Here is a 21,049-nt window from a genome sequence, read left to right on the forward strand (position 1 = left end):
AGGTGGGATGGCCCGCACGATACCGGGGGCGGCTACGCGGTGTTACCTCCGGCCTCCGCCGGGCCGTCCGCCATGGCCGCGAACCGGGCCTTCGCCTCGTCGATCTGGCGTCCGAAGTGCACCGAGGCCCACCACAGGGCGGCGAACACCGCACCCATGAAGAACATCGCGGGGACCGCGAAGCCGCTCGCGATCAGCCCGATCTGCAGGGCCCAGCCGAGCTGCACCCCGCCGGGCCTGGTGATGACACCGCAGAGCAGCACCGAGAGCAGCATCGCGATGCCGCAGACCGTCCAGACCGTGCCCATCGACAGGTCCGGGTCCTTCATGGCGACGAGACCCGCGAAGCCGATGACGAAGAACTCGCCGATCAGGGTCGAAGCGCAGAGCGTACGCATAAGGGGTCAGCCCCTCCCGAGGAGCAGCCGGGCCTCGCCGACCGTGATGACGGAACCGGTGACGAGGACGCCGGCGCCCGCGAACTCCCCCTCGTCCTCGGCCAGGGTGATCGCGGCCTCCAGGGCGTCCGGGAGCCGCGGCTCGACCTGGACCCGGTCGTCGCCGAAGACCTCGACGGCGATGGCGGCCAGGTCGTCCGCGTCCATCGCGCGGTGGCTGCTGTTCTGCGTGACGACGACCTCGGCGAAGATCGGCTCGAAGGCCTCCAGGAACCCCCTGACGTCCTTGTCGTCGCTCGCGCCGACCACGCCGATGAGGTTGCTGAAGTCGAAGGCCTCGCTGACGCCCGCCGCCGCGGCCCGCGCGCCCGCCGGGTTGTGCGCGGCGTCCAGGACGATGGTGGGCGAGCGGCGCACGACCTCCAGGCGGCCGGGCGAAGCGACCGACGCGAAGGCCTTGCGGACCACGTCGATGTCGAGCGGGCGCGCGTGCTGCGCGCCGATGCCGAAGAACGCCTCCACGGCCGCGAGCGCGACCGAGGCGTTGTGCGCCTGGTGCTCGCCGTGCAGGGGCAGGAACACCTCTTCGTACTCCCCGCCGAGTCCGCGCAGTGTCATCAGCTGGCCGCCGACCGCGACCTGCCGGGACACGACGCCGAACTCCAGGCCCTGGCGGGCGACGGTCGCGTCGACCTCGACGGCCTTCTTCAGGAGCACCTGCGCGGCGTCCACCGGCTGCTGGGCGAGGATGACTGTCGCGTCCTGCTTGATGATCCCGGACTTCTCGGCGGCGATCTCGGCCGGCGTGGAGCCGAGGCGGTCGGTGTGGTCCAGGTCGATGGGGGTCACGACGGCGACGGAGCCGTCGATGACGTTCGTCGCGTCCCAGCTGCCGCCCATGCCGACCTCGACGACGGCCACGTCCACCGGGGCGTCGGCGAAGGCCGCGTACGCCATGCCGGTGAGGACCTCGAAGAAGGAGAGGCGGTACTCCTCCTTGGCGTCGACCAGCTCCACGTACGGCTTGATGTCGTGGTACGCCTCGACGAAGCGCTCCGCCTCGATGGGGGCGCCGTCCAGGCTGATGCGCTCGGTGATCGACTGCACGTGGGGCGAGGTGTACCGCCCGGTGCGCAGCTCGAAGGCGGAGAACAGGGCCTCGATCATCCGGGCCGTGGACGTCTTGCCGTTCGTCCCCGTGATGTGGATCGAGGGGTACGCCCGCTGGGGCTCGCCCAGGACGTCCATCAGCGCGGCGATGCGGCTGACGGAGGGCTCCAGCTTCGTCTCGCCCCAGCGTCCGGCGAGCTCGGCCTCCACCTCGCGCAGCGCCTTGTCCACCTCGGGATCGGTGGGGCGCGCGGGGATGTCGCCCTGCGGCGGGCCCGCCTGGGTGCGCAGGGTGCGGCTGCCCGCCTCGATCACGGCGAGGTCGGGGTCCCGGTCGGTCTCGGCACCGACGATGTCCTCGAAGGCGTCTGAGGCGTCGGCGGGCCCGGTGGGCTCGATGGGTCGGTCGTCGTCGTGCGGGGGGAGGTCACTCACGTACGCCAGTCTACGGAGCGGCACCGACACGCGCGGGCAGGCCCCGCCCGGGGCGCCCGAGGTGGAGGGAGCGGCCCTCGTCGGGACCTTCGGCCCGTCCGATTCGGGACCAAGGTCCCTCCGCTTCGCTGGACCGCCGGGCAAACTTGGCGATCATGGACATAGGCATCGACCTCGGCACGGCGAACACCCTTCTCTACGTACGCGGCAAGGGCATCGTGCTCAACGAGCCGTCCGTGGTCGCCGTGCGGGAGGGCGGCAAGGGCGGGGTGCTCGCCGTCGGGACCGAGGCCAAGGAGACGATCGGGCGGACCCCCGGGTCCATCACCGCGATCCGGCCGCTGCGGGACGGCGTGATCAGCGACTACGAGGCCGCCGAGGAGATGATCAGGCACTTCGTGCGCAAGGCCCTCGCGGGCCGGCGCCCCCGCACCCGGATGGTCGTGTGCGTGCCCAGCGGGGTGACGCCCGTCGAGCGGCGGGCCATCGTGCACGCCGCGCAGCGGGCGGGTGCGAAGGCCGTGCACCTCATCGAGGAGCCGATGGCCGCCGCGATCGGGGCGGGCCTTCCGGTCGCCGAGCCGCGCGGCTCGATGGTCGTCGACATCGGCGGCGGCACCACCGAGGTCGCCGTCGTCTCGCTCGGCGGCATCGTCACGGCCCAGTCGCTGCGGGTGGGCGGGGACCGCTTCGACCAGGCGATCACCGACTTCGTGCGCAAGCAGCACGGGCTGCTCGTGGGCGAGCGCACCGCCGAGGACATCAAGGTCGCCATCGGCTCGGCGTGGCCGGTGCCCGGCGAAGAGGAGTTCGAGCAGCGGACGTTCACCGTGCGGGGCCGGGAGAAGGTGGGCGGGCTGCCGAAGACCCTGGACCTGACGGTGCGCGAGGTCCGCTCGGCCCTCGACGAGCCGGTGGAGCAGATCATCGCCGCCGTCCGCGTGACGCTGGAGGAGTGCCCGCCCGAGCTGTCCGGCGACATCATGGAGCACGGCATCATCCTGACCGGCGGCGGCGCCCTCCTGCCCGGCCTCGACCTGCGGATCGCCTCCGCCACCGGCATCCCGGTCTTCGCGGCCGAGGACCCGCTGGACAGCGTCGCGCAGGGCTGCGGCAAGTGCGTGGAGGACTTCGACGGCCTGGCGAAGGCCACATCGGCCGCCTAGGGGTCATTCGTCTCACTTATGAGACCCAATGACCCTGATGCGGTGATTAGCGGCACCGGTTACCGCGCGGCTCACGGCATCCCGAGCACATCATGGGTCAAATCTGACCATGTGGTATGCCCAGAATTCCGCGCGAAGGACCCATCAGCTCGTCGGTGACGCCGTGGTCTTCCTGTGGACCGCGCTGTGGGCCGCCGCCGCCGTCATCAGCTACCGGCTCACCTGTTCCCTCGCCCTCCCCCGGGCATTGCGGGAGCACCGGACGCCCCTCCCGCTGATCGGCGGGAGCGTCGACGGCGCCGTGCGGCGCGTGTCGGACGCCGTCGACGGCATGCACCCGGTGCTCGTCCGCGTCGGCGTGACCGTGGGCGCCCTCGCCCTCTTCGCCGTACCGGTCGGCGTGCTCCTCGCGGTCTGGCTGCCGCGCAGGCTCCGCTGGGTCCGGCAGGCGGGCGCGGCCCGGGACCTCGCCGCCTCGGAGGACGGCCGCGACCTGCTCGCCCTGCGCTCCCTGCTCCGGCCCCTGGACGAGCTGGCCGTCACCGCGTCGGAGATCCCCGGCTCGACGGTCGGGAGCCTCGCGGGCGGCTGGCGCCAGGGCGACCCGGAGACCCTCGACGCCCTCGCGGACGCGGAGCTCGACCGGCTCGGCCTGGTCGCGCCGCCGACGGGCGGCCGGGAACCGGCGGGGCAGGTCGGGCTCGTCGCACCCTCACCCCCGGGCGACGACCGGACCCGGGACCCGCACGGCGTGGGCTGAACGCGCGGCCCTTCGCCCCTCCGGCCGGTACGCCGAAGGCCCCCGGAACCGACAGGGTTCCGGGGGCCTTCCGTCACGTACGCCTCGAACGCTCCGTACGCCTCACGCGCCGTCGCGCGGCCGGTGGCGTCGCGCGGCCGGTGGCGTCACGCCGCCGGCAGGGCCTCCAGCTGGGCCTGGAGGCGGGCGATGTCGGCCTCCGCCTTGGTCAGACGGCCACGGATCTTGTCGACCACGTTGTCGGGGGCCTTGGCGAGGAACGCCTCGTTGCCGAGCTTGGCCGTGGCCTGCGCCTTCTCCTTCTCGGCGGCGGCCAGGTCCTTGGCCAGGCGCTTGCGCTCGGCGGCCACGTCGATCGTGCCGGACAGGTCGAGCGCGACGGTGGCGCCCGAGACCGGCAGCGTGGCGGTGGCCGTGAAGCCGTCGCCCTCCGGCTGGAGGCGGAGCAGCTGGCGGATGGCCGCCTCGTGCGGGGCGAGCGCCGTGCCGTCCAGGGTGAGCCGGGCCGGGACCTTCTGGCCCGGCTGGAGGCCCTGGTCGGCGCGGAAGCGGCGGACCTCGGTGATGACCTGCTGGAGGGTCTCGATCTCCCGCTCGGCACCGGCGTCGCGGAAGCCGCCCGGGGCGTCGGCCCCAGGAACCAGCACAGCGCTGGGCCAGTCGGCGATGACGAGCGACTCGCCGCCGGTCAGCGCCGTCCAGAGCGTCTCCGTCACGAACGGGACGATCGGGTGGAGCAGCCGCAGCGTGACGTCCAGGACCTCGCCGAGGACGCGGGCCGAGACCTTCGCGCCGTCGCCGCCCGCCATGAAGGTGGTCTTGGACAGCTCGACGTACCAGTCGAAGACCTCGTCCCACGCGAAGTGGAAGAGGGCGTCGGAGAGCTTGGCGAACTGGTAGTCGTCGTAGAGCGCGTCGACCTCGGCGACCGTCGCGTTCAGCCGGGAGAGCACCCAGCGGTCGGTGGCGGACAGTTCCTCGGCCGGGGGCAGGTCGCCCTCGATCGTGGCGCCGTTCATCATCGCGAAGCGCGTGGCGTTCCAGATCTTGTTGGCGAAGTTGCGCGAGCCCTGGACCCAGTCCTCGCCGATCGGCACGTCCGTGCCGGGGTTGGCGCCGCGGGCGAGGGTGAAGCGCAGGGCGTCCGAGCCGTACTTGTCCATCCAGTCCAGCGGGTTGACCGCGTTGCCGAAGGACTTCGACATCTTCTTGCCGAACTGGTCGCGGACCATGCCGTGCAGCACGATCGTGTGGAACGGCGGGGTGCCGTCCATCGCGTACAGGCCGAACATCATCATCCGGGCGACCCAGAAGAAGAGGATGTCGTAGCCGGTGACCAGGACGGAGTTCGGGTAGAACTTCGCGAGGCTCTCGGTCCGCTCGGGCCAGCCGAGCGTGGAGAACGGCCACAGGCCGGAGGAGAACCACGTGTCGAGCACGTCGTTGTCCTGCGTCCAGCCCTCGCCCGTCGGGGCCTCGTCGTCGGGTCCGACGCAGACGACCTCGCCGTTCGGCCCGTACCAGACCGGGATGCGGTGGCCCCACCAGAGCTGGCGCGAGATGCACCAGTCGTGGAGGTTGTCGACCCAGTCGAAGTAGCGCTTCTCCATCTCCTGCGGGTGGATCTTGACCTTGCCGTCGCGGACCGCGTCGCCCGCGGCCTTGGCGAGCGGGCCGACCTTGACCCACCACTGCAACGACAGGCGCGGCTCGATGGTGGTCTTGCAGCGGGAGCAGTGGCCGACCGAGTGGGTGTACGGGCGCTTCTCGGCGACGATGCGGCCCTCGGCGCGCAGGGCGCCGACGATGGCGGAACGGGCCTCCAGGCGGTCCAGGCCCTGGAAGGGACCGTGCGCGGTGATCACGGCGTGCTCGTCCATCACCGCGATGTTCGGCAGGGAGTGGCGCCGGCCGATCTCGAAGTCGTTCGGGTCGTGCGCCGGGGTCACCTTGACGGCGCCGGTGCCGAACTCGGGGTCGACGTGCTCGTCGGCGACGACGGGGATGGTGCGGTCGGTCAGCGGCAGCTTGATCTGCTTGCCGACGAGGTGCTTGTACCGCTCGTCCTCGGGGTGGACCGCCACGGCGGTGTCACCGAGCATCGTCTCGGCGCGGGTGGTGGCGACGACGAGCGTCTCGTCCCCCTCGCCGTACGTGATCGACACCAGCTCGCCGTCGTCGTCCTGGTACTCGACCTCGATGTCCGAGATCGCCGTGAGGCAGCGGGGGCACCAGTTGATGATGCGCTCGGCGCGGTAGATCAGCTCGTCGTCGTAGAGCTTCTTGAAGATGGTCTGGACGGCCTGCGAGAGGCCCTCGTCCATGGTGAAGCGCTCGCGGTCCCAGTCGACGCCGTCGCCGAGGCGGCGCATCTGCCCGGAGATCTGGCCGCCGGACTCGCCCTTCCACTTCCAGACGCGCTCGATGAACGCCTCGCGCCCGAGGTCGTGGCGGGACTTGCCCTCCTTGCCCAGCTCGCGCTCCACCACGTTCTGCGTGGCGATGCCCGCGTGGTCCATGCCGGGCTGCCAGAGCGTCTCGTGGCCCTGCATGCGCTTGCGGCGGGTGAGGGCGTCGATCAGCGTGTGCTCGAAGGCGTGGCCCAGGTGGAGCGCGCCCGTGACGTTCGGCGGGGGGATGACGACGGTGTACGGAGGCTTCTCGCTCTTCTCGTCGGCGGAGAAGTAACCCCGTTCCACCCAGCGCTCGTACAGCGGCCCCTCTACCTCGGCCGGCGCGTACTGGGTCGGCAGTTCGGGGGTGGTCGCTGGGGGCTGCTGCTGAGCGTTCTCGGTCACGCGGCCAGTTTAGAGGGGTGACCGAGCGGTCCCGAAACCGGAATCTTCGGTAACGGTTGTCACCGGGGCCCCCAAGGGGCCATGGCTTCGTTCAGGATGTCCGGAACACATCAGCGTTCCCAGGGGGGACCCACACCATGAGCGACAACCAGCCGGGGCCGTACGGGCAGCCGCCCCAGCAACCGGGGCCGTACGGACAGCCGCAGCAACCGGGGCCGTACGGCCCGCCGCAGCAGCAGCCCGGCTACGGCTACCCCCAGCAGCCCCAGCAGCCCCCGCAGCCCGGCTACAGCCAGCCGCAGCAGCCGGGCCCCTACGGGCAGCAGCCCCAGGCCCCCTACGGGCAGGTCCCGCCGCCGCCCCCGCCGTCCGGCGGCGGCAGGAAGAAGACCGGCCTGGTCATAGGCGCCGTGGCCGTGGTCGCGGCCATCGGTGTCGGTGCGTACTTCGTCTTCGGCGGGGGCGGCGGCTCCGCCTCGGTCGAGGACGACGGGGCGCACAAGCTGGTGCCGCCGGCCTCGGTGGGCGAGTACAAGAAGAGCGACAGGGACAGCGACACGCCCGACGACGGCCCGCTCGGCTCCGGCGACAAGAAGAGCGCCGAGGAGATCGGCATCGAGAACCCGCGGAACGTGGCGGCTGCCTACCAGGTGGGAGAGGCCTTCAAGGGGAAGCAGATGAGCTTCCAGGGCATGTACGGCCAGATCGACGACCCGGAGAAGTCCGTCGACGACGGTTTCGCCAAGGCCAAGGAGAACGCCGAGAAGGAGTCGGGCGGCGACGCGGGCGACCCGGAGGAGTTCCGGCTCGTCGGCGAGCCCGAGACCGTGGAGCCCGACGGCCTCGACAACGCCGTCATGAAGTGCCAGTCGGCCGCCATCAAGGAGGGCGACAAGGAGACGAAGCTGCCGATCTGCATGTGGGCCGACCACAGCACGTACGGCATCGTCTTCGGCCTCGACGTCGCCGCGATGCTCAAGGGCGGCGACGGCATCCCCACGGACGACGTGGCGCGGTTCGCCACCGACCTGCGCGAGGCGGCCCGCGTCAAGGCGTGAGCGCGCGCCGCGCCCGTACATGAACGTACGTGGACGAAGGGCCCGGGAGCGCCGCGTGCTCCCGGGCCCCGGTGCGCCGGACGTCAGGTCCGGTCTCTGGTACAGCCCTTCAACAACTGCGCATCGATCCGGTCCGGCCGCCCCGCGCCCTCCCCGTGTCCGACAGGATGTTCGTCAGACATAAGCATCGGGAGGGAACCCCAGTAATGAGCTACAACCAGCCGGGCCCGTACGGCGGGCAGCAACCCCAGCAGCCCGGTCCCTACGGCCAGCAGCCGCAGCAGCCCGGCCCCTACGGCCAGCCGCCGCAGGCCCCGCAGCCCGGCTACGGCTACCCCCAGCAGGCACCCCCGCCGCAGCAGCCCCCGCAGGGCTACGGCCACCCGCAGCAGGCCCCGCAGCAGGGCTACAGCCAGCCCCAGCAGCCCGGCGCCTACGGGCAGGGGCCGGGCCAGTTCCCCGGCCAGGTGCCGCCCCCGCCGCCGGGCGGAGGCGGCGGCAAGAAGGCCGGCCTCATCATCGCCTCGGTCGTCGTGGTCGCCGCGGCGGCGGTCGGCGGCTACTTCGCCTTCACCGGCGGTGACGACAAGGGCGGCAAGAACGGCGGCTCGTCGAACGTCGCGGGCGGCGGGGGCGACGACGGCGGCGTCAAGGACGACGGCCCGCACAAGCTCACGACGCCGGAGACGGTCCTCGTGGACTACAAGAAGGAGCCCGGCAGCGCCTCCGACTCCAGCGGCGTCGACCTCGACAAGGCCGAGGCGGCCGGGGTGAAGAACGCCAAGGACGTGTCGGCCCAGTACAAGTCGGGCAGCGAGGACAACCCGATGGCCCAGAAGATCCTGAGCTTCGGCGGCGTCTACGGCGAGATCGCGGACCCCGAGGGCGTCGTCGACAAGATGTTCGCCAACGCCGAGAAGGAGCAGCAGAAGGGCGCCACCGCGGGCGGCGGGAAGGTCACGCTGGTGGGCAGCCCCAAGGAGTACACGCCGAGCGGACTCGACGGTGCCGTGCTCAAGTGCCAGGAGATGAAGGTCGACATCAGCGGCGGCGCCGGCACCTCGGGCACCACGGCCGGCTCCTCCGGTTCCAAGGGCATGTCCGCGTCGACGTGCATCTGGGGCGACCACAGCACCATCGGCTACGTCGTCGGCACGGACGTGGCGAGCGCCCTTTCCGGCACGTCCGTCGACCTCGACGAGGCCGCGACGAACTCCGCCGAGCTCCGCAAGGACGTGCGCGTCAAGCTCTGACACCACCCCACCGCACGCCGAAGGAACGCGGGGCCCCGGTCTGCCGACCGGGGCCCCTGCGTGCAGGATGTCGGCAGCACACGAACGCTCCGAAGGGGAAGTCACGCGATGAGCCACAACCAGCCGGGTCCGTACGGCGGCGGGCCCCAGCAGCCGGGCCCGTACGGCCCGCCGCAGCAGCCGGGGCCCTACGGCCGGCCGCCGCAGGCCCCCCAGCCCGGCTACGGCTACCCCCAGCAGGCGCCCCCACCGCAGCCCGGCTACGGCTACGGCTACCCCCAGCAGGCCCCGCCGGCCCAGCCCGGCTACGGCCATCCCCCGCAGCAGGGCGGCTACGGCCAGGTGCCGCCCCCGCCGCCCGTCGGGGGCGGCGGCGGGAAGAAGGCCGGGATCGTCGTCGGCGCGGTCGCCGTGGTGGCCGCGATCGGCGTCGGCGCGTACTTCGTCCTCGGCGGCAGCGACGGCGGCGGCTCCTCCTCGGTCACGGACGACGGCCCGCACAGGCTGACCGCGCCCGCCACGGTCCTCGGCGACTACGAGAAGCAGGAGGGCGGGAGCGACGACGGCTTCAACTCCAGCGACATCGCCGCGGCGGAGAAGGCCGGCGTGAAGGACCCCAAGGACGTCAACGCCGCGTACGAGACGGGCGACGACAGCAACCCGCTGGCGCAGAAGGCCATTCAGTACATGGGGGTCTACGGCGAGATCGAGGACCCCGAGAAGGTCGTCGACGGCATGTTCGCCAAGATCAAGAAGGACTCCGAGAAGAGCAGCACGGAGACGGGCAGCCTGGTCGGACCCGTGAAGGACTTCAGCACGGACGACGCAGTCCTCAAGTGCCAGGAATCCGTGATCAAGAACGACAACCCCGGCACCTCGGCCCCCAAGGAGATCCGCATGCCGGTCTGCATGTGGGGCGACCACAGCACCGTCGCCGTCGTGGTCCCCGTCGAGGTCGCCGACGCCATGGCGGGCAAGGTGTCGCTCGACGACGCCTCGGCCACCGCCCTCAAGGTCCGCGAGGAGGTGCGCGTCAAGCTGTGACGGGCGACAGAGCAGGCAGAGGACGGAGCGGAGCGTGCGTCGGCGCCGCGCTCATCGTGGCCATGGCGGCCCTCGGCGGCTGCCGGCTCCTCGGCGGGAGCGACGGCGACGGCGGCGGCGGTTCCGTCGCCGACGACGGCAGGACGTACGAGCTGACGGCGCCCGCGACCGTCCTCGGCGGCGCGTACGAGAAGGTCGACTCCATCGGCGGCATCGCCGTCCGCAGCGGCGAGCTGAAGGGCATGAAGAGCCTCGGCGTCGCCCACCCCGAGGCCGTCACCGCCATGTACGTGGCAGGGAAGGGCACCGGTCAGCGTTCGGTCTCGTACTCCGGCGTCCACGGCGAGGTCGAGGACCCCGAGAAGGTCGTGGACGCGCTGTTCGCCGAGATGGAACGGCAGGCGGCGGAGAGCGACGGCGCCGCGACCTACGTCGGCAGCCCCGAGGAGTTCACGCCGGCCGGCTTCGAGAACGGGATCATGAAGTGCCAGACGTCGGAGTTCCGGACCAGCGGTCCGAACCCGGCGGCCGGTGAGGACGGCGGCGAGGAGAAGACCTACCAGAACCCGATGTGCGTCTGGGGCGACCACAGCACCGTCGGCTACGTCTCCCCCACCGACGCGGCGGCCGCCGCCCGCGGCGAGAAGCCCTCCCTGGCCGCCACCGCGAAGCTGACCGCCGAGCTGCGCGCCGACGTCCGCGTCGAGGCGAAGTAGCACCGGACGGCGAAGGGCCACACGCACGCCACACGCACGACACGAAGGCGCCCCGCGGCCGGTCGGCCGCGGGGCGCCCCCGTCTCGTACTGCTTCCGCCTAAGCGGACTTCATCTCCCCGGCACCGGAACCGCGTGCGTCACGCGGCACCAGCGTGGGGTTCACGTTCGAACGGACGACGTCCGCCGTGATGACGACGCGGGCGACGTCCTTGCGGGACGGCACCTCGTACATCACCGACTGGAGGACCTCCTCCATGATGGCGCGCAGGCCGCGCGCGCCGGTCTGGCGGAGGATCGCCTGGTCCGCGATGGCCTCAAGGGCCTCGCGCTCGAAGTCCAGCTCCACGCCGTCGAGTTCGAACAGGCGCTGGTACTGCTTCACCAGGGCGTTGCGCGGCTCGACGAGGATCTGGAGCAGGGCCTCGCGGTCGAGGTTGTGGACCGAGGTGATCACGGGGAGGCGGCCGATGAACTCGGGGATCATCCCGAACTTCACCAGGTCCTCCGGCATGATGTCCTCGAACTGGTCCTTCTCCTCCATCTCGCGCTTGGAGCGGATGGTGGCGCCGAAGCCGATGCCCTTCGCGCCCGCCCGCGACTCGATGATCTTTTCGAGGCCGGCGAAGGCGCCGCCCACGATGAAGAGCACGTTCGTCGTGTCGATCTGGATGAATTCCTGGTGCGGGTGCTTGCGGCCGCCCTGCGGCGGGACGGAGGCCGTGGTGCCCTCCAGGATCTTGAGCAGGGCCTGCTGGACGCCCTCACCGCTGACGTCGCGCGTGATCGACGGGTTCTCGCTCTTGCGGGCGACCTTGTCGATCTCGTCGATGTAGATGATGCCCGTCTCGGCCTTCTTGACGTCGTAGTCAGCGGCCTGGATGAGCTTGAGCAGGATGTTCTCGACGTCCTCGCCGACATAGCCCGCCTCCGTCAGCGCCGTCGCGTCCGCGATGGCGAACGGGACGTTCAGCATGCGGGCGAGCGTCTGCGCCAGCAGCGTCTTGCCGGAGCCGGTCGGGCCGAGCAGGAGGATGTTGGACTTCGCGAGTTCGATCGCGTCGTCACGGCCCTGCGCGCCGCCGTTCTCACCGGCCTGGACGCGCTTGTAGTGGTTGTACACCGCTACCGAGAGGGCCTTCTTCGCGGGCTCCTGGCCCACCACGTAGCCCTCAAGGAATTCGTAGATCTCGCGAGGCTTGGGCAGTTCCTCCCAGCGCACCTCGCTCGTCTCCGCGAGCTCTTCCTCGATGATCTCGTTACAGAGGTCGATGCACTCGTCGCAGATGTACACACCGGGGCCTGCGATGAGCTTCTTGACCTGCTTCTGACTCTTTCCGCAGAACGAGCACTTGAGCAGATCGCCGCCGTCACCGATGCGTGCCACGAGGTGCTTCCCCTTCGCCTGGGAGACGCCACGTTCAGCGGCTCCTGGTGCCTCATATCCGACGGTACCTTGCCGGAGGCCCCGTACGGGCCCCCCTTGGCACGGTTCGCTTCGGCGCGAGCCGTCGGCGAACCATGCCAAGGAGCGGCAGATGCTACAGCGCCGCGTCAGGCAACCGAGGCATTGTTCATCTTGCGGGTGGAGATGATCTGGTCGACGAGACCGTACGAGAGCGCGTCCTCGGCCGTGAGGATCTTGTCGCGCTCGATGTCGTCGCGGATCTTCTCGATCGGCGTCGTGGAGTGCTTGGCCAGCATCTCCTCCAGCTGCGAGCGCATCCGGAGGATCTCGTTGGCGGCGATCTCCAGGTCCGAGACCTGACCGCGGCCCGTCTCGCTGTACGGCTGGTGGATCAGGACGCGGGCGTTCGGCAGCGCCATGCGCTTGCCCGGCGTACCGGCCGCGAGCAGGACGGCGGCGGCCGAGGCGGCCTGGCCCATGCAGACGGTCTGGACGTCCGGCTTCACGAACTGGATCGTGTCGTAGATGGCCGTGAGGGCCGTGAACGAACCGCCGGGGCTGTTGATGTAGATGGAGATGTCGCGGTCGGGGTCCATCGACTCCAGGCACAGGAGCTGCGCCATGACGTCGTTGGCCGACGCGTCGTCGATCTGCACGCCGAGGAAGATCACGCGCTCCTCGAAGAGCTTCGCGTACGGGTCGTACTCGCGCACGCCCTGCGAGGTGCGCTCGACGAAGCGCGGGACGATGTAGCGGGATTCGGCGCGGGCGCCGGTGAACTCGGCCTGGGTGCGCTCGTAGAGGCCGCTGCCGGGGTGGTTGTTCATCTCTTCTTCGTCTCCTGAGGAGCGTGGGCTGAGGTTTCGGCTGAGAGGCGCTGAGGGGATGCCTCAGGCTCCCGTGCCGCCCCCGCCCGGCATGCCGGCGGCGGTGGGCATGATGTCGTCGATGAGGCCGTACTCCTTGGCCTCCTGCGGGTCGAACCAGCGGTCGCGGTCCGAGTCGCGGGTGATCTGCTCGACGGTCTGGCCGGTGTGGTGAGCGGTCAGCTCCGCCATGCGGCGCTTGGTGTGCAGCAGGCGCTCGGCGTGGATCTTGATGTCCGAGGCGGAACCCGCCAGGCCCGCGGAGGGCTGGTGGATCAGGATCTCGGCGTTCGGCAGGGCGAAGCGCTTGCCGGGCGTACCGGCGCTGAGCAGGAACTGGCCCATGGAGGCGGCCATGCCCATCGCGATCGTCACGACGTCGTTCTTGATGTACTGCATGGTGTCGTAGACCGCCATGCCGGCCGTGATCGAGCCGCCGGGGCTGTTGATGTAGAGGAAGATGTCCTTGTCCGGCTCTGCGGCGAGCAGCAGAAGCTGCGCAGTGATCTTGTTGGCGATGTCGTCGTCCACGGCCTGGCCGAGGAAGATGATCCGCTCGCCGAGCAGCCGGTTGTAGACCTGGTCGCCGAGGCCACCACCGATGGAGGGGTCGCCGGCGGCGGAGGGCATCAGATTCGTCACGTATCCACCTGCTCGTCTTACGACGGCGCCGGGCCGTCTCACGTCTTCAGCTGGGGCTGGGACCCCGCGTGCCAGCCGCTCCGGGGCGGCTTCGGGGACTCCCCTGCCCTCGTATTCATGGACCCTAACGCTCAGCCCCGTCCGGGGAATCCCGCAAAGGTGACTGTTCGCTGTGAGCGCATGTTCTGGCGGGGCACCGCCGCCTCGGCTCAGGGGTGCCCCGTCAGGGGCTGAGCGGGCAGTTCCCCGCGCCCCTCAGGGCGCGACAGGCCCCCGGGACCGAGATCCCGGGGGCCTGTCGTACGAGCGTCAGAGCGAAGCTCAGGCTTCGGTCTTCTCCTCGGCAGCTTCGGATGCCTGCTCGCCCTCGGCGGCAGCCGTCTCGTCGTCCTCGTCGTCGAGGTCGACGACCTCACCGTTCGTGTCCTTGACCGTGGCGGCCTCGACGACGACCGCGAGGGCCTTGCCGCGGGCGACCTCGCCGACCAGCATCGGGACCTGGCCGCCCTCGACGACGGCCTGGGCGAACTGGTCGGGGGACATGCCGGAGGACTGCGCGCGACGCATGAGGTGCTCGGTGAGCTCCTCCTGGTTCACGTTCAGCTTCTCCTTGTTGACGAGCTCGTCGAGGACGAACTGCGTCTTGATGCCCTTCTCGGCCTGCTCCTTGGTCTCGGCGTCGAACTCCTCGCGGGACTTGCCCTGGATCTCCAGGTACTTGTCCAGGTCGAGGCCCATCTGGCCGAGCTGGTGGTGCTCCAGGTTGTGCGTGCGGGTCTGGATCTCGTCCGCGAGCAGCTTCTCGGGGACGGGGACCTCGACCAGCTCCAGCAGCTTCTCCAGGACGCGCTCCTGGGCCTGCGTCGCCTGGTCGTACTGCTTCATGTTCTCCAGGCGCTTGCGGCTGTCGGCACGCAGCTCCTCAAGGGTGTCGAACTCGGAGGCGAGCTGGGCGAAGTCGTCGTCGAGCTCGGGCAGTTCGCGCTTGGCGACCTGGGAGACCTTGACGGTGACCTCGGACTCCTTGCCGGCCGCCGAGCCGCCCTTCAGCTCGGAGGTGAAGGTGGCCTCGCCCCCGGCCTCCAGGCCCTTGACGGCCTCGTCGATGCCCTCCAGGAGCTCGCCGGAGCCGATGGTGTAGGAGACGCCGGACGCGACGCCGTCCTCCAGGACCTCGCCCTCGACCTTGGCCTGCAGGTCGATCGTCACGACGTCGCCGTCCTCGGCGGCACGCTCGACCGGCGAGGTGGACGCGAAGCGCTCACGCAGCTCCTCGACGGCCTTGTCGACGTCCTCGTCGCTGACCTCGACCGCGTCGACCTCGACCTCGATGCCGGAGTAGTCCGGGATCTCGATCGTCGGGCGGACGTCGACCTCGGCGGTGAAGTTGAGGGTCTCGTTGTCCTTCAGCTCGGTGATGTCCACCTCGGGCTGGCCCAGGACGTTGAGCTCGGCCTCGTTGACGGCCTCGGTGTAGAACTTCGGGAGCGCGTCGTTGACGGCCTCTTCGAGGACGGCGCCGCGGCCGAACCGCTGGTCGATGACACGGGCCGGGATCTTGCCCTTGCGGAAGCCCTTCACCGTGACCTGCTGGTTGATCTTCTTGTAGGCCGCGTCGAGGCTGTCCTTGAGCTCCTCGAAGGGCACCTCAACAGTGAGCCGAACCCGGGTCGGGTTCAGGGTCTCCACGGCGCTCTTCACGGTTCGGTCTCCTTGGGGCTGACTTCTTGGGATTGAGCCCGGTTCAGAGACACACGGGCACACAGCTTGCATAGTAACGGCAAGCGGGAGCCGACCCACAATGCGATCCCGATGCGGCCTCGATGCGATCTTGCGAGGGAGTTCCTGCTGGTCGGGGTGGCGGGATTTGAACCCACGGCCTTCCGCTCCCAAAGCGGACGCGCTACCAAGCTGCGCCACACCCCGTCGGTGCGACACGTAGGGTACATGCCCGCAGGCAGTGCGGCCCCTCGTCGGCGGGGAGCCGTCCGGGGTGTGCGGGGAGGGGCTCCGACCCGCTACGATGCCTGTCGTGCCGCGGCCCCTGTGGGCCCTGGCGCGAGCCGTGCGGGCGTAGCTCAATGGTAGAGCCCTAGTCTTCCAAACTAGCTACGCGGGTTCGATTCCCGTCGCCCGCTCTGAACGACGTAGGGCCAGGTCAGAGGTTCATTCCTCCGCCTGGCCCTTGTCTCGTCCTGGGGCTCCGTTCAGTCTGGCGTGTCCCCCGCGTGCCCCTGTGACTTGCGATCTTGCTTCACGAGGCCGCTCACTGCATCAGCGATCAGCCGGTCCCGATCGGCGCTCGCGTGCTGGTAGATCAACGCGGCACGGGCCGAACTGTGCCCCATTCGAGACATCAGCTCCCGCGTGCTGGCACCCGTGGACGCGGCGAGAGTGTTCCCCGTGTGCCGCAGATCATGGAAGTGCAGCCCCTTGATCCCCGCGTCGGCGCACGCCTTGCGCCACAGCTTGTTGAAGTGGTTCCGGCGCGGAATGGCGCCCTTGGCTCCGACGAAGACACTCCCGTCGGCTCCCGGCTCGGCGTACCGCGTCAGGTGATCCAGGATGTCCGGGACGATCACTGCCGGAATGGCGACCGTCCGCTTGCCCGCCGCACTCTTGGGTGCTTTGATCTCGCGTTGTCCATTGAACAGCTCTGCCACGGAGCGACGCACACGCAGGGTGCCGCGGTCGAGGTCGAGATCCCGGCGGTGCAAGCCGACCAGCTCACCCCAGCGCAGGCCAAGGAAGCCGCCCAGCAGGACGAGCACCCGGTAGCGGGGCTGGATGGCGTCGGCGAGCGCATAGACCTCTTGCACCGTCGCAGTCGGCCGCTCCGGGGTGTGCACGATGCTTGCGCCCTTGATCTGGCACGGATTCCGCCTGATCATCTGGTCCGCAACAGCGGTGGCCAGGATCGAGCGAAGCAGTGCGTACGCCTTGGCCACCGTCGCCGGTCCGGTGCCGGACGCGAGCTTGTCGGCACGCCAGCGGCGGACGAGCGGGGGCGAGATCCGCGCGACATCGACGCCGGCGAAAGTCGGTGCAAGGTGATGTTTCAGGAGCGAGCCGTAGAGCTGCCGGGTCGTCGTTGCGATCTCCCGTTCCTCGATCCAGGAGGCGGCATACGAGCCGAAGGCGACCTTGCCCGCGTCCGGGTCGTGCCAGTCCCCCCGGCGCATCTCGGTCTGCTTGTCGGCCAGCCAGTCGTCAGCGTCCCTCTTCGTGCGGAACGTCTCGGGCGCCGGTCGGAGCAGACCGTCAGGAGCGACGTAACGGGCCTGGTAGCGGCCGGACGAGAGCTTGCGGACACGGCCGAAGGTGCGACGCTTGCCAGCCATCAGGCGGCCACCCCCAGCCGCCGCCGGGGCTGCACCGTGTGCGCGGCGAGGTAGTCCCGCACGGCGCTCTCGGGGATGCGGACGTGCCGACCGACCTTGACGTAGGTGATGCGACGCTCTTCGACCAGCCGCCGAGGGAAGCGCACAGTCGTGCCGAGGAGTTCGGCGACCTCTACGACGCTCAGGTATCGCTCATTCATGGCCGTGCCTTCCTTCCGTGACGCGCTCGTCGTGCAGGGCTTCACGTGCGGTTTCGCGGTTGAGCTGAAGATTGCGGGCGATGGTGGCGGCGAGGACGGATTCGCCGGGGGTGTGGCCGTGGCCGGCGTACTGCCAGTCGGCGAGCACGAGGACGGTGTCCGGCTCGCGGTCGTCGAGGCCGAGGGCTTGGCGTTCCTGGGCGGCGCGGAAGTCGGCGCGTGCCTGGCGAAGCTCACCGAGGGTGGTGGAGTAGCGGCGGGATTTCGAGGAGAAGTGGCCGCGGAAGCCGAGCATGTGTGCCCAGGCCCACAGGCGGCGGTCAGGGTAGAGCGGATCGAGCAGCTTGCAAGCTTCGATCAGGCGGCGAGCGTGGTCGGGTACGCCGTGCCGGTCGAGTTCGGCGAGTTCGCCGATGCGGCGGTCCAGGGTGCCGGTGTTCTCCGCGGCTTTGGTGGCGTATTTGGCGACGTAGGAGGCCACGGCCTGCTCGGTGATGTCGGAGCCGTTGCCGAAGGCTTTGACCGGGCGCACGTCGAGCTGCCGCCCCCAGCGGAAAGTGCGGGCCGGTTGGCCGGTGGCGGCGGGGACACTGACGTTCGTGTAGGAGTGCACCGCGGCGGCGCGGATCGCCTCATCAAGAAGGTCAACACTGGCCCAGGACGGGGGTGGGGTCTCGGGCCCTTCGGGTCCGTCGAGGCGGATCACGGCATGGAAGTGGATGGCACCGCGCTTCTGGAACTCGGCGACCTTGCCGAAGGAGAGGCGGGCGGCTTCCTTCAGTTCGCGTTGGGTGAGGCCGGCGCGGGCGGCGATCTCGCGGCGCAGTCGGGTGGTGAAGCGCTGCCACAGATTCCCGGCGTGGTTGTTGAAGAGGACCGCTCCCACGTAGTCGTAAGTGGCCGGGTCAAGGGCGGTGCCGAGGGCGGGATCATCGGCGGGGTGCCGGATGCCGCAGCGGCAGGTTCCGCGGTCAGGCCGGTTGTGGACGGGGCCGAAGGACGGGGCGGTGAAGGTGGCGAAGACGCGGGGGTGGTCGCGGACGGTAGGAGGGATGTCGCGGCGGTCGTCGCCGGCGAGTCCGGCGCGGATCAGGTGGTAGGTGTCCCCGGCGTAGGTGAAGGCGCAGGAAGGGCAACGCGAGGCCCGGCGGTTGCCGCAGGCCAGCCGCAGCCGCCCACCGGGTTCACCGTCGGTGGAGTAGTGGTGCAGGGTTTCGCCGGTGGTCTTGTCCTTGGCCAGAGTCCAGCCGGTGAGGTGGATCGGGTCGGAGCAGCCGCCGGTACGGCGGATCTGGTCTTCCCAGCGGTCGAAGTCGTCGGCCGATGCCACGCGGAACAGGTCGCCCAGGGTGATCTGATCCATGTTCGCCAGGGCGGTGGAGGCGGTCATGCCACACCCCCGAGAGCGATCAAAGCCGCGGTAATCAGCAGGAGACCACCGATGCGGGTAAGGTCTACGGCCCGTTCCAGGCGAGTGAACTTGGCGACCGCGATGCGGGACAGTTCCGCGATGTACTGCGTGCTGCGGTAGTCGGATAGCTCTGCGTCGAGCTGTTCGGCGTTCAGGGTGGCCCAGAGCGGGAAGCCGCGCCGACGGGAGCCGCCGAGGTTGGGGCGGACCGAGCCGAGCAGCAGTCCTGCCGCAGCGATGAGCAGGCCCGTACCGAGGCCGGCCACGACGACAGCGGCCGGATTCAGAGGGGCATCTTTGGCGATGGTCCAGCCGCCGGCGAACACCGCACCGACGAAGGCGAGCAGAAGAGCGGCCTTGGTGTCGGTGCGGGCGATCTCGGCTTTCACTTCGGCCAGGGCGGCGGTCAGGTTCTCCGAGGTGGTCATGCCGCCACCTGCCAGAGGCGACGGGCCCGGCGGACGGTGCGGGTGCCGGTGCCGTGGCACGTCCCGCAGTGCAGGGTGAGGGTGCGAAGATGGCCGTGCCGGTCGCGTCCACCGAGGGTGGCCTTGACGGTGGCGAATCCGTCGCAGTCCGGGCAGATCCGGCCCGCGGGCCGGGTGCGGTCGGTCATGATGGAGGTTCCTTCCGGTTGTCGAAATCGGATAGGGGCACAGCTCCCGGGCGGCGGATGCTTGGCGGTATCGAGGCCGCCCGGGGGCCGTTCAGCGGTTCTTGCGGTCGGAGACGAGCAGGGAGCGGATCACCAGTGCGCACACGGCGAGCGAAGCGGCGGTGATGGCGACCGCCAAGAGCATCGAGACCAGCACCGCGCCGACGACCAGCACCACGGCCGTGCCGGCACCGACGAAGGCGAGGACACTGCCGGGGGTGATCTGCACGGCCGGTCGGGCAGGTGCCGCGGCCGGGGCCGGGGGTTGGTGCTGGCACGAGCACGCGGCGGGGGCGTGCGGGTGGCCGGGCAGGACCGCCGCAGTGGTGATGACCGGGATGATCTCGCCGGTCGGCGCGGGGTTGACGGGGATACGGGGCTCGAACATGGGCAGGACTCCTCTCACTTCGTAGCGGTGTCGATGGCGGGGGCAAGGACGCTGTCGGCGAGGAGGTAGCCGCCCAGCAGCAGGACGATCACGAGCCACCAGGGCGGACGGACGAGCTTGACGCCGACCAGGCCCAGGCAGGCGATGAAGAACCACAGCGGAACAGACACGAGGCGTACTCCCCTCTGGCGTCAGCGGACGCGGCAGCGGTGGCCCTGGGCGGCGACCATGGCCGCGGAGGGCTCTTCGTATTCGGCCGACCAACCGCAGTCCTCAGCCATGCAGGCGGCGACGTAGGCGATGTGGCCACGCTTGCCGTGGGCGGTGCCGACGGTGACGTTGCCGACGCGGCGCAGTTCGCGAAAGATCCGGTAGATGCCCATCAGGGGTAGTCCTTTCGTCAAGCGAGTTGGGCGGCGATGACGTCGGCCATGGGAGCCGGAACCCCGAGGCGGGCGCGCAGGGTGTCGGTGTCGATCGGGGTGCCGGTGCGGGCACGGTGGTCCTCGGCGACCTTGCGGGCGTGGTCGACCAGCGCGGCCGGGACCGGCGGGGTAGCAGGCTCCGGAGCCGGTTCTGAAGCGGGCAGAGCCGGGGGCGTCTCGGCAGCAGCGACCGGTGCGGGCTCCGATTCCGTCTGCGGAACGGGGTCCGGCTCGATCGGGGGGGCCGAGGCAGGGACCGCAGGCGCAGTCGGCGCGGGGTCCGCAGCGGGTGAGTGGGTCAGCAGCGTGCCGCCGAGGAAGGCCAACGCAGGCCATCCAGCGACACCGAACCGCAGCCAAGCCGGCGGGTGCCCCAAGTCGAGGAACCCGGCGGTGGCGACGTTGGCACCGAGCGAGGCGACCAGTGCGATCAGGAACCAGCACCACGCCAGGCGGGAGGAACCGTCACTACGCAGCCGTCGCCAGGCAGCCACGAGCAGCAGATCCACGGAAATCGGATAGGCCCATGCCTTCCAACCGGTCTGTCCCGCCGCGGCGGCCAAATCGTGCAGGTGGGCGAAGGACAGCGCACCGGCGATCACGGCTTGGATCAGTACGGCGTCCAGACGGATCGAGCGGGTCATGTCATCACCTCCTCTACGGGGTTGGTGCCGGGACGGGGCGGGGAATCGGTGTCCGGCCGCCCGGTCCCGGCGGTGTTCAGTCGGTGGGGGCCTCGCCGCTGCCCCAGCACGTGAGGCACAGGGCGGCTTGTTGATCGGTGGTGGCGCGGCCCTTGCGGGCACCGACGCGGACGGTTTCGGCGATCTCGCCCATGCCCTTGCAATCCGGGCACTTCGCAACGGCAGGCTTGGCAGCCAGCTTGCGGGCGCGTGCGGCCATGAGCGGCTTCCTTCCTTCAGGCATGGAGGGGCTAGGGACCCGGCGCGAGACGCTCACGCCAGCCGATCAATCG

23 protein-coding genes and 2 tRNA genes are annotated in these 21,049 nt (G+C 70.3%); 7 read left to right on the forward strand and 18 right to left on the reverse strand.

What is annotated here, in order from left to right:
• Nucleotides 1-32: 32 nt before the first annotated feature.
• Nucleotides 33-398 (reverse strand): DUF4233 domain-containing protein, encoded by a 366-nt coding sequence (locus AB0I16_RS08625; RefSeq protein WP_363248561.1) that lies wholly within the window; start codon nt 396-398, stop codon nt 33-35.
• A gap of 6 nt (nt 399-404) precedes the next feature.
• Nucleotides 405-1,943 (reverse strand): folylpolyglutamate synthase/dihydrofolate synthase family protein, encoded by a 1,539-nt coding sequence (locus AB0I16_RS08630; protein WP_363248562.1) that lies wholly within the window; start codon nt 1,941-1,943, stop codon nt 405-407.
• A 155-nt stretch (nt 1,944-2,098) separates the two neighbouring features.
• Here AB0I16_RS08630 and AB0I16_RS08635 point away from each other — a divergent pair, with 155 nt between their 5' ends.
• On the forward strand, nt 2,099-3,109 hold the full coding sequence (locus tag AB0I16_RS08635) for a rod shape-determining protein (RefSeq protein WP_363248563.1): 1,011 nt from the start codon (nt 2,099-2,101) through the stop codon (nt 3,107-3,109).
• A gap of 109 nt (nt 3,110-3,218) precedes the next feature.
• On the forward strand, nt 3,219-3,869 hold the full coding sequence (locus tag AB0I16_RS08640) for a hypothetical protein (protein ID WP_363248564.1): 651 nt from the start codon (nt 3,219-3,221) through the stop codon (nt 3,867-3,869).
• A gap of 146 nt (nt 3,870-4,015) precedes the next feature.
• Here AB0I16_RS08640 and AB0I16_RS08645 read toward each other — a convergent pair whose 3' ends face one another.
• The gene (locus tag AB0I16_RS08645) at nt 4,016-6,667 is read right to left on the reverse strand and encodes a valine--tRNA ligase (protein ID WP_363248565.1); all 2,652 of its coding nucleotides are present in this window, start codon (nt 6,665-6,667) and stop codon (nt 4,016-4,018) included.
• 137 nt (nt 6,668-6,804) lie between these two features.
• On the opposite strand from AB0I16_RS08645, the gene AB0I16_RS08650 reads away from it, so the two are divergent.
• The 4 genes from AB0I16_RS08650 (at nt 6,805) to AB0I16_RS08665 (ending at nt 10,738) form a co-directional block, all read left to right on the forward strand.
• Entirely contained in the window at nt 6,805-7,725 is a 921-nt protein-coding gene (locus AB0I16_RS08650) for a hypothetical protein (RefSeq protein WP_363248566.1), read from the forward strand.
• A gap of 206 nt (nt 7,726-7,931) precedes the next feature.
• Entirely contained in the window at nt 7,932-8,978 is a 1,047-nt protein-coding gene (locus AB0I16_RS08655; RefSeq protein ID WP_363248567.1) for a hypothetical protein, read from the forward strand.
• 108 nt (nt 8,979-9,086) lie between these two features.
• Nucleotides 9,087-10,022, forward strand: coding sequence for a hypothetical protein (locus tag AB0I16_RS08660; protein ID WP_363248568.1), 936 nt, complete (start codon nt 9,087-9,089; stop codon nt 10,020-10,022).
• A complete protein-coding gene (locus tag AB0I16_RS08665; protein WP_363248569.1) occupies nt 10,019-10,738 on the forward strand; it encodes a hypothetical protein in 720 nt (239 codons plus the stop codon). Before AB0I16_RS08660 ends, AB0I16_RS08665 begins: the two co-directional genes overlap by 4 nt.
• Before the next feature lie 99 nt (nt 10,739-10,837).
• Here the strand turns inward: AB0I16_RS08665 and clpX are convergent, their stop codons facing one another.
• The 5 genes from clpX to AB0I16_RS08690 all read right to left on the reverse strand — a co-directional run bounded on the left by clpX (nt 10,838) and on the right by AB0I16_RS08690 (nt 15,579).
• Entirely contained in the window at nt 10,838-12,124 is a 1,287-nt protein-coding gene (gene clpX, locus AB0I16_RS08670; protein ID WP_363248570.1) for an ATP-dependent Clp protease ATP-binding subunit ClpX, read from the reverse strand.
• 167 nt (nt 12,125-12,291) lie between these two features.
• A complete protein-coding gene (locus AB0I16_RS08675) occupies nt 12,292-12,972 on the reverse strand; it encodes an ATP-dependent Clp protease proteolytic subunit (protein ID WP_363248571.1) in 681 nt (226 codons plus the stop codon).
• Between the two features lie 63 nt (nt 12,973-13,035).
• On the reverse strand, nt 13,036-13,641 hold the full coding sequence (locus tag AB0I16_RS08680) for an ATP-dependent Clp protease proteolytic subunit (protein ID WP_062774006.1): 606 nt from the start codon (nt 13,639-13,641) through the stop codon (nt 13,036-13,038).
• Between the two features lie 333 nt (nt 13,642-13,974).
• Nucleotides 13,975-15,354, reverse strand: a complete 1,380-nt coding sequence (gene tig / locus AB0I16_RS08685; RefSeq protein WP_363248572.1) for a trigger factor — start codon at nt 15,352-15,354, stop codon at nt 13,975-13,977.
• A 148-nt stretch (nt 15,355-15,502) separates the two neighbouring features.
• A tRNA-Pro gene (locus AB0I16_RS08690) sits at nt 15,503-15,579 on the reverse strand.
• A 141-nt stretch (nt 15,580-15,720) separates the two neighbouring features.
• Between AB0I16_RS08690 and AB0I16_RS08695 the strand changes: the two genes are divergently transcribed.
• A tRNA-Gly gene (locus AB0I16_RS08695) sits at nt 15,721-15,791 on the forward strand.
• Between the two features lie 69 nt (nt 15,792-15,860).
• On the opposite strand, the gene AB0I16_RS08700 is transcribed toward AB0I16_RS08695, so the two are convergent.
• From AB0I16_RS08700 to AB0I16_RS08745, 10 genes are all read right to left on the reverse strand, one after another.
• The gene (locus tag AB0I16_RS08700) at nt 15,861-16,994 is read right to left on the reverse strand and encodes a site-specific integrase (protein WP_363248573.1); all 1,134 of its coding nucleotides are present in this window, start codon (nt 16,992-16,994) and stop codon (nt 15,861-15,863) included.
• Complete coding sequence (locus tag AB0I16_RS08705; RefSeq protein ID WP_363248574.1) at nt 16,994-17,194, reverse strand: excisionase family DNA-binding protein; 201 nt, start codon at nt 17,192-17,194, stop codon at nt 16,994-16,996. The genes AB0I16_RS08700 and AB0I16_RS08705 overlap by 1 nt, the downstream gene beginning before the upstream one ends.
• Nucleotides 17,187-18,584 carry a replication initiator protein RepSA gene (repSA, locus tag AB0I16_RS08710; RefSeq protein WP_363248575.1) on the reverse strand — a complete coding sequence of 466 codons (1,398 nt, stop codon included), beginning with the start codon at nt 18,582-18,584 and terminating at the stop codon, nt 17,187-17,189. The genes AB0I16_RS08705 and repSA overlap by 8 nt, the downstream gene beginning before the upstream one ends.
• The gene (locus tag AB0I16_RS08715) at nt 18,581-19,033 is read right to left on the reverse strand and encodes a Pycsar system effector family protein (RefSeq protein WP_363248576.1); all 453 of its coding nucleotides are present in this window, start codon (nt 19,031-19,033) and stop codon (nt 18,581-18,583) included. The genes repSA and AB0I16_RS08715 overlap by 4 nt, the downstream gene beginning before the upstream one ends.
• On the reverse strand, nt 19,030-19,221 hold the full coding sequence (locus AB0I16_RS08720; protein ID WP_363248577.1) for a hypothetical protein: 192 nt from the start codon (nt 19,219-19,221) through the stop codon (nt 19,030-19,032). Before AB0I16_RS08720 ends, AB0I16_RS08715 begins: the two co-directional genes overlap by 4 nt.
• Before the next feature lie 91 nt (nt 19,222-19,312).
• Nucleotides 19,313-19,648 (reverse strand): SpdD-like protein, encoded by a 336-nt coding sequence (locus AB0I16_RS08725; protein WP_363248578.1) that lies wholly within the window; start codon nt 19,646-19,648, stop codon nt 19,313-19,315.
• A 14-nt stretch (nt 19,649-19,662) separates the two neighbouring features.
• Nucleotides 19,663-19,818, reverse strand: coding sequence for a hypothetical protein (locus tag AB0I16_RS08730; protein WP_363248579.1), 156 nt, complete (start codon nt 19,816-19,818; stop codon nt 19,663-19,665).
• 21 nt (nt 19,819-19,839) lie between these two features.
• Nucleotides 19,840-20,031, reverse strand: a complete 192-nt coding sequence (locus tag AB0I16_RS08735) for a mobile element transfer protein (protein WP_363248580.1) — start codon at nt 20,029-20,031, stop codon at nt 19,840-19,842.
• A gap of 17 nt (nt 20,032-20,048) precedes the next feature.
• Nucleotides 20,049-20,717, reverse strand: a complete 669-nt coding sequence (locus AB0I16_RS08740) for a DUF2637 domain-containing protein (protein ID WP_363248581.1) — start codon at nt 20,715-20,717, stop codon at nt 20,049-20,051.
• Between the two features lie 76 nt (nt 20,718-20,793).
• Nucleotides 20,794-20,976 (reverse strand): hypothetical protein, encoded by a 183-nt coding sequence (locus tag AB0I16_RS08745; RefSeq protein WP_363248582.1) that lies wholly within the window; start codon nt 20,974-20,976, stop codon nt 20,794-20,796.
• Nucleotides 20,977-21,049: the final 73 nt, after the last annotated feature.

Source organism: Streptomyces sp. NPDC050703 (assembly GCF_040654435.1).
Lineage (GTDB): Bacteria > Actinomycetota > Actinomycetes > Streptomycetales > Streptomycetaceae > Streptomyces.

Excerpts from the sequence above, each read along its gene's own strand:
- AB0I16_RS08720 (WP_363248577.1), bottom strand. The coding sequence starts at position 19,221 with ATGACCGACCGCACCCGGCCCGCGGGCCGGATCTGCCCGGACTGCGAC.
- AB0I16_RS08655 (WP_363248567.1), top strand. The coding sequence starts at position 7,932 with ATGAGCTACAACCAGCCGGGCCCGTACGGCGGGCAGCAACCCCAGCAG.
- AB0I16_RS08725 (WP_363248578.1), bottom strand. The coding sequence starts at position 19,648 with ATGTTCGAGCCCCGTATCCCCGTCAACCCCGCGCCGACCGGCGAGATC.
- AB0I16_RS08680 (WP_062774006.1), bottom strand. The coding sequence starts at position 13,641 with ATGCCCTCCGCCGCCGGCGACCCCTCCATCGGTGGTGGCCTCGGCGAC.
- repSA (WP_363248575.1), bottom strand. The coding sequence starts at position 18,584 with ATGACCGCCTCCACCGCCCTGGCGAACATGGATCAGATCACCCTGGGC.
- AB0I16_RS08640 (WP_363248564.1), top strand. The coding sequence starts at position 3,219 with ATGTGGTATGCCCAGAATTCCGCGCGAAGGACCCATCAGCTCGTCGGT.
- AB0I16_RS08700 (WP_363248573.1), bottom strand. The coding sequence starts at position 16,994 with ATGGCTGGCAAGCGTCGCACCTTCGGCCGTGTCCGCAAGCTCTCGTCC.
- AB0I16_RS08705 (WP_363248574.1), bottom strand. The coding sequence starts at position 17,194 with ATGAATGAGCGATACCTGAGCGTCGTAGAGGTCGCCGAACTCCTCGGC.
- AB0I16_RS08625 (WP_363248561.1), bottom strand. The coding sequence starts at position 398 with ATGCGTACGCTCTGCGCTTCGACCCTGATCGGCGAGTTCTTCGTCATC.
- AB0I16_RS08635 (WP_363248563.1), top strand. The coding sequence starts at position 2,099 with ATGGACATAGGCATCGACCTCGGCACGGCGAACACCCTTCTCTACGTA.
- AB0I16_RS08675 (WP_363248571.1), bottom strand. The coding sequence starts at position 12,972 with ATGAACAACCACCCCGGCAGCGGCCTCTACGAGCGCACCCAGGCCGAG.
- AB0I16_RS08660 (WP_363248568.1), top strand. The coding sequence starts at position 9,087 with ATGAGCCACAACCAGCCGGGTCCGTACGGCGGCGGGCCCCAGCAGCCG.
- AB0I16_RS08735 (WP_363248580.1), bottom strand. The coding sequence starts at position 20,031 with ATGGGCATCTACCGGATCTTTCGCGAACTGCGCCGCGTCGGCAACGTC.
- AB0I16_RS08740 (WP_363248581.1), bottom strand. The coding sequence starts at position 20,717 with ATGACCCGCTCGATCCGTCTGGACGCCGTACTGATCCAAGCCGTGATC.
- AB0I16_RS08745 (WP_363248582.1), bottom strand. The coding sequence starts at position 20,976 with ATGGCCGCACGCGCCCGCAAGCTGGCTGCCAAGCCTGCCGTTGCGAAG.
- AB0I16_RS08650 (WP_363248566.1), top strand. The coding sequence starts at position 6,805 with ATGAGCGACAACCAGCCGGGGCCGTACGGGCAGCCGCCCCAGCAACCG.
- AB0I16_RS08715 (WP_363248576.1), bottom strand. The coding sequence starts at position 19,033 with ATGACCACCTCGGAGAACCTGACCGCCGCCCTGGCCGAAGTGAAAGCC.